The organism is Vibrio sp. JC009 (assembly GCF_029016485.1).
Classification (GTDB): domain Bacteria; phylum Pseudomonadota; class Gammaproteobacteria; order Enterobacterales; family Vibrionaceae; genus Vibrio.
The window spans coordinates 16085-29681 of the sequence record NZ_CP092106.1 but is presented as its reverse complement, the minus strand read 5'-3'; the positions used below and the strand labels follow the sequence as shown (position 1 = coordinate 29681).

The following is a 13597-nucleotide window of genomic DNA, read 5'->3' as shown; positions in this document are numbered from 1 at the left end:
GTGATATATTCACAACATGTAATTGCAATTAATGCAACATGGATATTATGAACATCAAAAGCCTGCAGCTCTTTATACACCTCTGCGACAGTAAAAACTTTAGTAAAACTGCGACAGCTATGCACATTAGTCCTTCTGCCCTGAGCCGCCAGATTCAGAAGCTTGAAGAAGAGGTTGGGCAGAGCCTGTTTATCAGAGACAACAGAAGTGTAGACCTGACTAATGCAGGGAGAAAGTTATTACCTATCGCTTTGAGTATTACTAATAATTGGTATGACTATCAGTCGAGCCTGTCTGAGCAGACAAAAGAGCTTAAAGGGGAACTGCGTCTGTTTTGTTCGGTAACCGCCAGCTACAGCCATCTTCCTGACCTACTTAATGATTTTCGTCTTAACTACCCGCAGATAGAGCTTAAGCTTTCGACGGGCGATCCCGCTCAGGCGATCGATAAAATTCTTGAAGATGAGGCGGATATTGCGATCTCAGCAAAACCAGAACACCTACCAGCCCGTCTGGCCTTTGAAACAATCAGCACGATTCCTTTGTCTGTAATCGCTCCAACAGGTGTAAGCAGCTTTTCTCTGGAGCTTCAGAAAGAAACCCCAGACTGGAATCAGATTCCCTTCATCCTGCCAGAAGCAGGAACAGCAAGAGACAGGGCAAATCACTGGTTTAAGGCAATGAAGATAAAACCCAATATCTATGCTCAGGTATCGGGGCATGAAGCAATTGTGAGTATGGTAGCGCTTGGATGTGGTATTGGAATAGCACCAGACGTTGTTATCAACAACAGCCCGGTAAAAGATAAGATCCAGCGTCTAAAAGTAGAATCCATCAAACCTTTCGATCTGGGGATCTGCTGTAACCGCTCTAAGCTAAACGATCCGCTAGTAAAAGCGCTTTGGGAATTGGCTGAAGGGAAATTTATTACGCCGTAGGCTATGGGGCTATGGGGCTATGGGGCTATGGGGCTATGGGGCTATGGGGCTATGGAAGATTCTAGTCTTTTCCCTATTGCCTTCAAGGGCAAAGCCCGCCCCCATCACCTCATATCCCTAAGATCGAAAAAGCCCCAGTCTTTCGACTGAGGCTTCGGATATGAACCTGGCGATGTCCTACTCTCACATGGGGAAACCCCACACTACCATCGGCGCTATTGCGTTTCACTTCTGAGTTCGGCATGGAATCAGGTGGGTCCACAATGCTATGGTCGCCAAGTAAATTCTTTTAAGGCCCTCGACCCTGGGTTTATAGGCCCTGGGAAGGAGCACCTTATTAATTTAAAGCTAATTGTTTTGTACCCAGAGCCTATAGGACGAAGTTCGTTCCTAGGGCCCAAGGCCTTTATATTCTGGTGCTGATACCCAGACTCGAACTGGGGACCTCATCCTTACCAAGGATGCGCTCTACCACCTGAGCTATATCAGCGCAGTTTTCGCTCAGTGAAGAGCAAAAAACCCGTTCGTCGAACGGGTCCTTCATTTTCTTCTATCCAAAGTCTTACGCTTGACCGCTTTGGACGTTAAATTGTTTCTGTAACGCCGCAGATTTTGGCGTGAGAAGCGCAGTGTACGTTAGTACATGAGCATCGCAACGGCAAAAGATGCAAGTTACGGGAACAATTTATGTTCAAAGCCTGGCGATGTCCTACTCTCACATGGGGAAACCCCACACTACCATCGGCGCTATTGCGTTTCACTTCTGAGTTCGGCATGGAATCAGGTGGGTCCACAATGCTATGGTCGCCAAGCAAATTCTTTTTATAAGGCCCTGGGCCCTGGGTTTATAGGCCCTGGGACAAAGTACCTTATCAATTCGGAAAGCTGTCTTTTCTTTTCCCAGTGCCTGTAGGACGAAGTCCGTTCCCAGGGCCCAGGGCCAGATTCTCAATTCACATTCAAGTTTATTCGTTCTTGCTTTGAGTCCATCAAAACCCCTTGGGTGTTGTATGGTTAAGCCTCACGGGCAATTAGTACAGGTTAGCTCAACGCCTCACAACGCTTACACACCCTGCCTATCAACGTCGTAGTCTACGACAACCCTTTAGGACAGTTAAACTGCCAGGGAGAACTCATCTCAAGGCTCGCTTCCCGCTTAGATGCTTTCAGCGGTTATCGATTCCGAACTTAGCTACCGGGCAATGCCATTGGCATGACAACCCGAACACCAGAGGTTCGTCCACTCCGGTCCTCTCGTACTAGGAGCAGCCCCTTTCAATTCTCCAACGCCCACGGCAGATAGGGACCGAACTGTCTCACGACGTTCTAAACCCAGCTCGCGTACCACTTTAAATGGCGAACAGCCATACCCTTGGGACCGACTTCAGCCCCAGGATGTGATGAGCCGACATCGAGGTGCCAAACACCGCCGTCGATATGAACTCTTGGGCGGTATCAGCCTGTTATCCCCGGAGTACCTTTTATCCGTTGAGCGATGGCCCTTCCATTCAGAACCACCGGATCACTATGACCTGCTTTCGCACCTGCTCGAATTGTCATTCTCGCAGTCAAGCGGGCTTATGCCATTGCACTAACCTCACGATGTCCAACCGTGATTAGCCCACCTTCGTGCTCCTCCGTTACTCTTTGGGAGGAGACCGCCCCAGTCAAACTACCCACCAGGCACTGTCCTCACCCCAGATAATGGGGCTAAGTTAGAACATCAAACATACAAGGGTGGTATTTCAAGGATGGCTCCACCGTATCTGGCGACACGGGTTCAAAGCCTCCCACCTATCCTACACATGTAGGCTCAATGTTCAGTGCCAAGCTGTAGTAAAGGTTCACGGGGTCTTTCCGTCTAGCCGCGGGTACACTGCATCTTCACAGCGATTTCAATTTCACTGAGTCTCGGGTGGAGACAGCGTGGCCATCATTACGCCATTCGTGCAGGTCGGAACTTACCCGACAAGGAATTTCGCTACCTTAGGACCGTTATAGTTACGGCCGCCGTTTACCGGGGCTTCGATCAAGAGCTTCGTCCAAAGACTAACCCCATCAATTAACCTTCCGGCACCGGGCAGGCGTCACACCGTATACGTCATCTTACGATTTTGCACAGTGCTGTGTTTTTAATAAACAGTTGCAGCCACCTGGTATCTGCGACTCCTAATAGCTCCATCCGCTAGGGACTTCACCGTCAGGAGCGTACCTTCTCCCGAAGTTACGGTACCATTTTGCCTAGTTCCTTCACCCGAGTTCTCTCAAGCGCCTTGGTATTCTCTACCCGACCACCTGTGTCGGTTTGGGGTACGATTCCTTACAATCTGAAGCTTAGAGGCTTTTCCTGGAAGCATGGCATCAATGACTTCACTGCCGTAGCAGCTCGACGTCGTGTCTCAGCCTTAAAGAGAGCCGGATTTACCTAACTCTCAAGCCTACGCACTTGAACCTGGACAACCGTCGCCAGGCCCACCTAGCCTTCTCCGTCCCCCCATCGCAATTGTAAGAAGTACGGGAATATTAACCCGTTTCCCATCGACTACGCTTTTCAGCCTCGCCTTAGGGGTCGACTTACCCTGCCCCGATTAACGTTGGACAGGAACCCTTGGTCTTCCGGCGTGGAGGTTTTTCACCCCCATTATCGTTACTCATGTCAGCATTCGCACTTCTGATACCTCCAGCATACCTTACGATACACCTTCAACGGCTTACAGAACGCTCCCCTACCCCGCATACAAAGTATGCAGCCGCAGCTTCGGTTTATAGCTTAGCCCCGTTACATCTTCCGCGCAGGCCGACTCGACTAGTGAGCTATTACGCTTTCTTTAAATGATGGCTGCTTCTAAGCCAACATCCTAGCTGTTTTAGCCTTCCCACATCGTTTCCCACTTAGCTATAATTTGGGACCTTAGCTGGCGGTCTGGGTTGTTTCCCTCTCCACGACGGACGTTAGCACCCGCCGTGTGTCTCCCGGATAGTACTTACTGGTATTCGGAGTTTGCAAAGGGTTGGTAAGTCGGGATGACCCCCTAGCCTTAACAGTGCTCTACCCCCAGTAGTATTCGTCCGAGGCGCTACCTAAATAGCTTTCGGGGAGAACCAGCTATCTCCAGGTTTGATTGGCCTTTCACCCCTAGCCACAAGTCATCCGCTAATTTTTCAACATTAGTCGGTTCGGTCCTCCAGTTGATGTTACTCAACCTTCAACCTGCCCATGGCTAGATCACCTGGTTTCGGGTCTATATCCAGAGACTAAACGCCCAGTTAAGACTCGGTTTCCCTACGGCTCCCCTAAATGGTTAACCTTGCCACTGAATATAAGTCGCTGACCCATTATACAAAAGGTACGCAGTCACCCCACAAAGGAGGCTCCTACTGCTTGTACGTACACGGTTTCAGGTTCTATTTCACTCCCCTCACAGGGGTTCTTTTCGCCTTTCCCTCACGGTACTGGTTCACTATCGGTCAGTCAGTAGTATTTAGCCTTGGAGGATGGTCCCCCCATATTCAGACAGGATATCACGTGTCCCGCCTTACTCGATTTCACTTAAAATGACATGTCGGTTACGGGGCTATCACCCTGTATCGCGGCACTTTCCAGAGCCTTCACCTGTATCATTAAAAGCTTAAGGGCTAGTCCAATTTCGCTCGCCGCTACTTTCGGAATCTCGGTTGATTTCTTTTCCTCGGGGTACTTAGATGTTTCAGTTCCCCCGGTTCGCCTCCTTAACCTATGTATTCAGTTAAGGATACTTACTTATGTAAGTGGGTTTCCCCATTCGGAAATCCCAGACTCAAGTGGCTTTTACTGCCTAATCTGGGCTTATCGCAAGTTAATACGTCCTTCATCGCCTCTGACTGCCAAGGCATCCACCGTGTACGCTTAGTCACTTAACCATACAACCCCAAGAAGTTTCGAAGAAACGCTTAAGATTGTTTAATCAAACAACCAAAGTTTGTCTGCATTTTTATACATGTGCAGACACGATTTTGCCGGACTCAAATATGAACAACATAAATGTCATTCCCAAGAACACTTGAATGTGTTGTTTTGGTACTTAATCTTTCGATTAAGATTTGAGAACTTTTACAAATAACAATAATCAATTGTTATTTTGTCAGCTTTCCAAATTGTTAAAGAGCAAAGATTTCTTTCGAAACCATTTTTAAACATTCTCAGCGAAAACGCTTAAAGATGGTATCCCGTAGGGGAGTCGAACCCCTGTTACCGCCGTGAAAGGGCGGTGTCCTAGGCCTCTAGACGAACGGGACATCTTTCTAAATCTCTTTTACTTTCTAAACCTAATCAATCTGTGTGGACACTAATCAACAACAATCTATCGTTTAAGGAGGTGATCCAGCCCCAGGTTCCCCTAGGGCTACCTTGTTACGACTTCACCCCAGTCATGAACCACAAAGTGGTAAGCGTCCCCCCGAAGGTTAAACTACCTACTTCTTTTGCAGCCCACTCCCATGGTGTGACGGGCGGTGTGTACAAGGCCCGGGAACGTATTCACCGTGGCATTCTGATCCACGATTACTAGCGATTCCGACTTCATGGAGTCGAGTTGCAGACTCCAATCCGGACTACGACGCACTTTTTGGGATTCGCTAACTTTCGCAAGCTTGCCGCCCTCTGTATGCGCCATTGTAGCACGTGTGTAGCCCTACTCGTAAGGGCCATGATGACTTGACGTCGTCCCCACCTTCCTCCGGTTTATCACCGGCAGTCTCCCTGGAGTTCCCGACATTACTCGCTGGCAAACAAGGATAAGGGTTGCGCTCGTTGCGGGACTTAACCCAACATTTCACAACACGAGCTGACGACAGCCATGCAGCACCTGTCTCAGAGTTCCCGAAGGCACACTAAAATCTCTTCTAGCTTCTCTGGATGTCAAGAGTAGGTAAGGTTCTTCGCGTTGCATCGAATTAAACCACATGCTCCACCGCTTGTGCGGGCCCCCGTCAATTCATTTGAGTTTTAATCTTGCGACCGTACTCCCCAGGCGGTCTACTTAACGCGTTAGCTCCGAAAGCCACTCCTCAAGGGAACAACCTCCAAGTAGACATCGTTTACGGCGTGGACTACCAGGGTATCTAATCCTGTTTGCTCCCCACGCTTTCGCATCTGAGTGTCAGTATCTGTCCAGGGGGCCGCCTTCGCCACCGGTATTCCTTCAGATCTCTACGCATTTCACCGCTACACCTGAAATTCTACCCCCCTCTACAGTACTCTAGCTTGCCAGTTTCAAATGACCTTCCGAGGTTGAGCCCCGGGCTTTCACATCTGACTTAACAAACCACCTGCATGCGCTTTACGCCCAGTAATTCCGATTAACGCTCGCACCCTCCGTATTACCGCGGCTGCTGGCACGGAGTTAGCCGGTGCTTCTTCTGCAGCTAACGTCAAATAATAAGCGTATTAAACTTACTACCTTCCTCACTGCTGAAAGTGCTTTACAACCCGAAGGCCTTCTTCACACACGCGGCATGGCTGCATCAGGCTTGCGCCCATTGTGCAATATTCCCCACTGCTGCCTCCCGTAGGAGTCTGGACCGTGTCTCAGTTCCAGTGTGGCTGATCATCCTCTCAGACCAGCTAGAGATCGTCGCCTTGGTGAGCCTTTACCTCACCAACTAGCTAATCTCACTTAGGCGTATCCTATAGCGTGAGGCCCGAAGGTCCCCCACTTTACTCCGAAGAGGTTATGCGGTATTAGCCATCGTTTCCAATGGTTATCCCCCTCTACAGGGCAACTTCCTAAGCATTACTCACCCGTCCGCCGCTCGACGCCCATAAGCGCACCCGAAGGATTGTTTATGTCGTTTCCGCTCGACTTGCATGTGTTAGGCCTGCCGCCAGCGTTCAATCTGAGCCATGATCAAACTCTTCAATTTAAGATTTTGAGGCTCAATGAATACTGATAACATTACATGTAATGTTGAATTGACTGTGCCGATATTTCTATCGATTGGTCACTCAGTTCATTGAAACCAAATTGTTTCCGAAGAAACTATTTTGATTGTCATCAACGAGTGCCCACACAGATTGATAGGTTTAAATTGTTAAAGAGCTTTGCTTCGAGGCTTTCCCTCAAAGCGGACGTGCATTCTAGCGAGATAAATCACAGTGTCAAACACTTTTTTAAATCTTTTTGCTAGCCGCTGTTGCCAGCGGTTCGTCCAACTGATTTCGACGTTTCCTTTCGGTGTCCGCCGTGTCAGTGAGGGCGCATTATAGAGACATGCGTCACATTGGCAAGCCTTTTTTGAACTTTTTTTGAATTTTCTTTTCAACAGTAGAAAACTTGTTCAAAAAAGGCTAAAAACGGAGATTTTATCTACAATTCTTTAAATTTGCGGGCAAATATGGCAACTTTTTCCCAGTTGGTATATTCAATCTCTTTACTGGAATCTGTTTCTCCACCAGTAATCTTCATAATGAACTGAATACACAGACGATCAAACAACTTATATCTTGGATATAAAAGCGCACCGGCAAATACGCCTATCATATTTGGCGTCCATGGCGACTTTTTCAGAAACGTCTTAACGTACGCACTACCTTCCGGTGTATCTTTGCCCTGGTCTTCTTTTCTCGCAGTCAGGTTAACTAAGAAGAAAGCGGCATTAATACGTTCTAAGCGACTCTTGTTCGCAGTAACAAACTTGTAGAACTCTTTATGCAGGTGTCCGTAGCGGATAGAAGCCCCGATAAGCACCTTATCGTAATCTTCTAATTTAATGGACTGATTTTCGTGCAGACTAAGAATATCGCACTGATGGTCATCCAGCTCCTTACCAATAAACTCACTGATTTTTATCGTCTGACCATCCGTACTTGAATAGAGTATAAGCGCTTTTTTCACAACATATCCTTTAGCTACGCCAGAACGTAGGAGTAAATAAGATTAACAGGGTAAATATTTCCAGGCGGCCGAACAGCATGGAAACAACCAGCACCCACTTAGCTTTATCATTGATATCACCATAGTGAAGCGCCACATCCCCGAGTCCAGGCCCCAGGTTATTAAGAGTTGAAGCTACAGCAGAAAATGCACTTAGCTCATCAATACCTGTTGCTATCAATGCCAGCATACAGATAACAAATACCAGCGCATAAGCAGAGAAGAATCCCCATACCGCATCCACAACCCGCTGCGGAAGTGCTTTATCTCCAAGCTTGATTGTAAATACCGCTCTTGGGTGAATCAGGCGTTTAATTTCCCGCGAGCCCTGAAGAGTCAGCAAAAGAATACGGATAACCTTCATACCACCACCAGTAGAACCGGCACAGCCACCAATAAAAGAAGAGAACAGAAGCAGAACCGGCAAAAACAGCGGCCACTCAGCAAAACCTGTGGTAGTAAACCCGGCAGTAGTAGAAATCGATACTGTCTGGAACAGGGCCTGATCAAAAGCATCATAAACAGAGTCATAAGAGTGATGCTTAAGTAATAAGAGGAAACAGATGGCAAAGAGTACAAACTGAATAAAGAAGAAAGCCCTGAACTCTGGATCTTTGGTGTAGTACTGCGGATGCACCCCACCCGAGGCAAAAGCAGCAAAGTGCAGAGAGAAGTTACAACCGGATATCAGCAGGAAAACCACCGTAATCATATTGATGGCGGAGCTGTCAAAGTACCCCATACTTGCATCATGTGTAGAGAAGCCACCAATAGCAATAGTAGAGAAGCTGTGACAGATAGCATCAAACAGGCTCATCCCCGCCACCCAGAAGGCTCCGGCACAAGCAATAGTCAGCCCCAGATAGATATACCAAAGCACCTTGGCTGTCTCTGCAATCCTTGGGGTCATTTTACTGTCTTTAACCGGCCCCGGGATCTCCGCCCGGTACAGCTGCATACCACCGATACCCAGCACAGGCAGTATCGCTACCGCCAGCACAATAATACCCATACCACCAAACCACTGCAGGATCTGGCGATAGAACAATATCGCTTTAGGCAGTTCATCGAGCCCGACAATAACAGTAGCACCCGTTGTGGTTAAGGCAGAGAAGGATTCAAAGAAAGCATCTGTAATAGATATAGCCGGGTTCTCAGAAAGCAGAAACGGCAACGCGCCCGCACTGCCGATAACGGTCCAGAACAGAACCACAATAAGGAAGCCATCACGGGCCTTAAGATCTCTTTTATGGTAGCGGTTGGGAAACCAGCAGATACCGCCGCACACCAGAAGAACAAAAAAAGTAGTGACAAAGGGAACACCGGCACCATCACGAAAGATTAATGCGACAAAAGCTGGCGCAAGCATAGATACACTAAACAGTGCCAGAAGCAGTCCCACAATACGGGTTATTGAACGAAATTCCATGATTGTTGTTTTTAGATGAAGCCTGAGCCTCTTATTTCCTAATCCTTGTTATCGGAGACAATAACCTTTGCACCACTTTTATTGACTACAGACTGCTTAAACTCTTCAGCCACCAGCTTTTCCAGCTCAATAACCAACTCTATACGCTCACCATAGCTCGCATCAAGCTCTACAGCGTCATATTGGCTGACAAGTGACTGCGTTAACGGCATCAAAGCGTAGTCTAACGTCAGATGAAGTCTGGTTGTGATTTTTTTCTCAATAGTTTGAAGTAACTTAAGCGCCTGCTGAACACCGCCACCATAGGCTTTAACCAGTCCGCCGGTACCTAATTTAATACCACCGGAATAGCGGGTAACAACGGCGGTTATCTCTCCTACACCCGATCCGCTAAGCTGAGCAAGAATAGGTTTGCCAGCGGTTCCAGAAGGTTCACCGTCATCACTGAATCCCCACTTCATTGAATCTTCCGGCCTGCCTGCCACAAATCCCCAGCAGTTATGCCTTGCATCCGAGTGCTTTGCTTTTATCTGTTCAACAAAGGCTTTCGCTGACTCCACTGACGGAGTATGTGCCAGATAAGTAATAAAGACGCTCTTCTTTATTTCTTCTTCAAAAGTCACCGCTGCTTCGGGAATTAAATAGGGTTGGTCACTCATAACTTCATTTATATTTCTGCTGACCTGTTAGTGTATCACGCAACACACAATATGCAGATACGAATCTGGATCCCACAAATGTTAAACACTTGTTTGATTTTTGTTGTTATTAATGATTTTATCGTCCAAACTTAGCCAACAACTTGTACCAGTCGCAGATTGTCTCTCATGGAGGAAGATAATGATCTATAAAGCCGATACGCTACAGGTAAAGCAGCTAAGCAACGGACTTGCTGAGCTCTGCTTTTGTGCCCCTGCCTCTGTAAATAAGCTCGATCTTGCCACCCTGGACTCTCTGGATAAAGCGCTTGATGCCATACTGGCTAACGCTGAAATCAGCGGTCTTATGCTTACATCAGATAAAGACAGCTTTATTGTCGGGGCTGATATCACCGAGTTTTTGGGGCTGTTTGCTAAACCAGAAGCGGAACTGGACCACTGGCTGCAGTATGCCAACGCTATCTTTGATAAGCTGGAAGATCTGCCATTCCCTACTCTTTCCATGATCAAAGGATATGCGCTTGGAGGTGGATGTGAGTGTGTACTCGCTACCGACTTCCGCATTGGAGACAAAACCACCAGCATAGGATTACCTGAAACCTCTCTTGGCATTATGCCGGGCTTTGGCGGCTCAGTACGCATGCCCCGTATTATTGGCGCGGATCCGGCCATGGAGTTAATTGCCACCGGCAAGCCTCTGCGGGCAGAAGAGGCACTCAAGACCGGTTTACTGGATGCTGTGGTCGAGTCAGAGGCGCTTCAGGAATCAGCAATCAATACTCTTACTCTTGCTATCGGTCAGCTGCTTGACTGGCAGAGCAGACGCAAACAAAAAACAGCAGCTCTGACACTAAACAAAACCGAAGCCACCATGAGCTTTACCACGGCAAAAGGTCTGGTAATGCAAAAGGCCGGCCCGCACTATCCTGCCCCTGTCACTTCGGTTATTGCGATAGAAGAAGCGGCAACGATGGAACGCAATGCGGCACTGGACATTGAACGTAAGCACTTTATCAGACTGGCCAAGTCTGAAGAGGCTAAGTCTCTGGTGGGAATATTCCTTAATGATCAGTACATAAAGGGACTGGCCAAAAAGCGGGCCCAATCAGCCAATAAAGAGACTAAACAGGCAGCTGTTCTGGGGGCAGGAATTATGGGCGGAGGTATCGCCTATCAGTCAGCATTTAAAGGGACACCTGTTGTAATGAAAGATATCGCTCACTCTTCACTGAAACTGGGAATGAGCGAAGCTTCCAAGCTACTGAACAAGCAACTTGAACGCGGAAGAATTGACGGTCTGAAAATGGGACAGGTCCTTTCATCCATCACGCCTGCCATGAGCTATTCCGGCATAGAGCAGGCTGACATTATTGTAGAAGCCGTTGTTGAAAACCCGAAAATCAAGGCAGCAGTGCTGAGAGAAGTGGAAGGACATGTTCCGGAAGACACGGTAATAGCCTCAAACACCTCAACCATTCAAATCAACCTGCTGGCCAGTTCACTTGAGCGTCCGGAAAATTTCTGCGGGATGCACTTTTTCAACCCGGTACACAGAATGCCTCTGGTAGAAATCATCCGCGGAGAAAAAACTTCTGAAGAAACCATCAACCGGGTTGTCGCATACGCAACAAAAATGGGTAAATCTCCGGTAGTGGTTAACGACTGCCCCGGTTTCTTCGTCAATCGCGTGCTGTTTTCCTACTTTCGCGGGTTCAGTTCACTTATACGTTGTGGAGCTGACTTTACCGAGGTCGATAAAGTAATGGAGAAAAAATTTGGCTGGCCAATGGGGCCTGCCTACCTGCTTGATGTCGTGGGCATCGATACCGCTCACCACGCCAGAGCAGTTATCGCTGAAGGCTTCCCGGAAAGAATGGCAAAAAGAGGCCGCAGTGCTGTTGATGCTCTGTTTGAGGCTGAGCGCTTTGGGCAAAAAAACAATAAGGGCTTCTACTCTTATACCACTAACAAAAAAGGTCACCCGGTGAAAGCCTTTGATGAAAGCGTTCTGCCCCTCTTAAATGAAGTGCGCACAGGTTCCGGCAGTTTCGATGAAGAGACCATTATCCAGCACATGATGATTCCTATGATCAATGAAGTCGTACTCTGTCTGGAAGAGGGTATTGTTGCTTCACCCCAGGAGGCAGATATGGCACTGGTGTACGGGCTGGGCTTTCCTCCTTTCAGGGGCGGGGTTTTCCGTTACCTGGACAGTATTAGTATTAACAAATATATCGAACAAGCCACTAAATATCAGGATCTTGGCCCTCTGTACCAGATACCTCAGCTATTGCTGAATATGGCAAAAGACGGGCAGTCTTTTTACCTGTCACAGCAGAAAAGCTCTGTTTAGCTTCACTTTTGGATAAGGAATATCAGAAATGGATAATGCAGTGATCGTTGATTGTATCCGCACCCCAATGGGACGTTCCAAAGGTGGCGCATTCAGAAACATCCGGGCTGAAGACCTTTCTGCTCATCTGATGAAAGGTCTTCTTGCCCGCAACCCACAGGTAAACCCGAACCAGATCGAAGATATTTACTGGGGCTGCGTTCAGCAAACCCTTGAGCAGGGATTTAACATTGCCCGAAATGCAGCTCTGCTTGCTAATCTTCCCAAACAGATTGGCGCTGTAACCGTTAACCGGCTTTGCGGCTCTTCAATGCAGGCTCTTCACGATGCATCCAGGGCAATTATGGTGGGTGATGCAGAAATCTGTCTGATTGGCGGAGTGGAGCATATGGGACATGTACCCATGACTCACGGTGTGGACTTTCACCCCGGCTTATCCAAAAACCTTGCTAAAGCCGCCGCAATGATGGGGTTAACAGCAGAGATGCTCGGTAAACTTCACAGCATTTCCCGTGAACAGCAGGATGAATTTGCAGCCCGCTCTCATGCCCGCTCCTATACGGCCACCAAAGAAGGGCGCTTTGACAATGAAATTCTTCCAACAGAGGGGCATGATTCTGATGGGTCACTAATCTTACTGAGACACGATGAGGTTATCCGACCGGAAACTTCAGTTGAAGGACTATCCCAGCTAAAACCTGTTTTCGATCCTAAAAACGGTACCGTAACCGCCGGCTCATCATCGGCGCTTTCCGATGGCGCATCAGCCATGCTGGTGATGAGTGAAAGCAAAGCCAGAGATCTGGGTGTGCCTATCCGTGCGAAAGTGAAATCTATGGCCGTCGTCGGTTACGATCCCTCTATCATGGGATATGGTCCTGTCCCGGCAACTGAAAAAGCACTAAAACGCGCAGGCCTGTCTATTGAAGATATGGACTTAATTGAACTGAACGAAGCCTTTGCCGCTCAGGCCCTTCCCTGCGTAAAAGACTTAGGACTAATGGATATTATGGATAAAAAAGTAAACCTGAACGGCGGAGCCATAGCCCTGGGCCACCCGCTAGGTTGCTCAGGAGCCAGAATATCCACCACCCTAATCAATCTGATGGAATCCAAAGACGCACAATTTGGCCTGGCGACCATGTGTATCGGACTAGGCCAGGGCATAGCCACAATATTCGAACGCCCATAACCCCATAACCCCATAACCCCATAACCCAGAATAGGTGACCTTATTCACTAAGGCCACCTATTCCCGTATAGCTCAACCCTCGCACAATATGCACAAAATACATACTAAAAATGCG

6 protein-coding genes, 2 tRNA genes and 4 rRNA genes are annotated in these 13597 nt (G+C 48.1%); 3 read left to right on the top strand and 9 right to left on the bottom strand.

Annotated elements, in window-relative coordinates; all coding sequences use genetic code 11:
* Positions 1-47: 47 nt before the first annotated feature.
* The gene (gene ilvY, locus L3Q72_RS00125) at positions 48-938 is read left to right on the top strand and encodes an HTH-type transcriptional activator IlvY (RefSeq protein ID WP_275130693.1); all 891 of its coding nucleotides are present in this window, start codon (positions 48-50) and stop codon (positions 936-938) included.
* A 164-nt stretch (positions 939-1102) separates the two neighbouring features.
* Here the strand turns inward: ilvY and rrf (L3Q72_RS00120) are convergent.
* The 9 genes from rrf (L3Q72_RS00120) to L3Q72_RS00080 form a co-directional block, all read right to left on the bottom strand.
* Positions 1103-1218, bottom strand: a 5S ribosomal RNA gene (rrf, locus tag L3Q72_RS00120).
* 134 nt (positions 1219-1352) lie between these two features.
* Positions 1353-1428, bottom strand: a tRNA-Thr gene (locus L3Q72_RS00115).
* A 206-nt stretch (positions 1429-1634) separates the two neighbouring features.
* Positions 1635-1750, bottom strand: a 5S ribosomal RNA gene (rrf, locus tag L3Q72_RS00110).
* Between the two features lie 198 nt (positions 1751-1948).
* Positions 1949-4838 (bottom strand): 23S ribosomal RNA (locus L3Q72_RS00105).
* Between the two features lie 299 nt (positions 4839-5137).
* Positions 5138-5213, bottom strand: a tRNA-Glu gene (locus L3Q72_RS00100).
* Positions 5214-5286: 73 nt separating this feature from the next.
* Positions 5287-6839, bottom strand: a 16S ribosomal RNA gene (locus tag L3Q72_RS00095).
* The 16S, 23S and 5S rRNA genes sit together here with 2 tRNA genes alongside, the layout of an rRNA operon.
* 443 nt (positions 6840-7282) lie before the next feature.
* Positions 7283-7810, bottom strand: a complete 528-nt coding sequence (gene hemG / locus L3Q72_RS00090) for a menaquinone-dependent protoporphyrinogen IX dehydrogenase (RefSeq protein WP_275130692.1) — start codon at positions 7808-7810, stop codon at positions 7283-7285.
* A gap of 10 nt (positions 7811-7820) precedes the next feature.
* The gene (locus tag L3Q72_RS00085) at positions 7821-9278 is read right to left on the bottom strand and encodes a TrkH family potassium uptake protein (protein ID WP_275130691.1); all 1458 of its coding nucleotides are present in this window, start codon (positions 9276-9278) and stop codon (positions 7821-7823) included.
* A 38-nt stretch (positions 9279-9316) separates the two neighbouring features.
* Positions 9317-9937, bottom strand: a complete 621-nt coding sequence (locus L3Q72_RS00080; protein WP_275130690.1) for a YigZ family protein — start codon at positions 9935-9937, stop codon at positions 9317-9319.
* 181 nt (positions 9938-10118) lie between these two features.
* On the opposite strand from L3Q72_RS00080, the gene fadB reads away from it, so the two are divergent.
* Both fadB and fadA read left to right on the top strand, forming a co-directional pair.
* On the top strand, positions 10119-12290 hold the full coding sequence (gene fadB, locus L3Q72_RS00075; protein ID WP_275130689.1) for a fatty acid oxidation complex subunit alpha FadB: 2172 nt from the start codon (positions 10119-10121) through the stop codon (positions 12288-12290).
* 28 nt (positions 12291-12318) lie between these two features.
* A complete protein-coding gene (fadA, locus tag L3Q72_RS00070; RefSeq protein ID WP_275130688.1) occupies positions 12319-13482 on the top strand; it encodes an acetyl-CoA C-acyltransferase FadA in 1164 nt (387 codons plus the stop codon).
* Positions 13483-13597 lie beyond the last annotated feature (115 nt).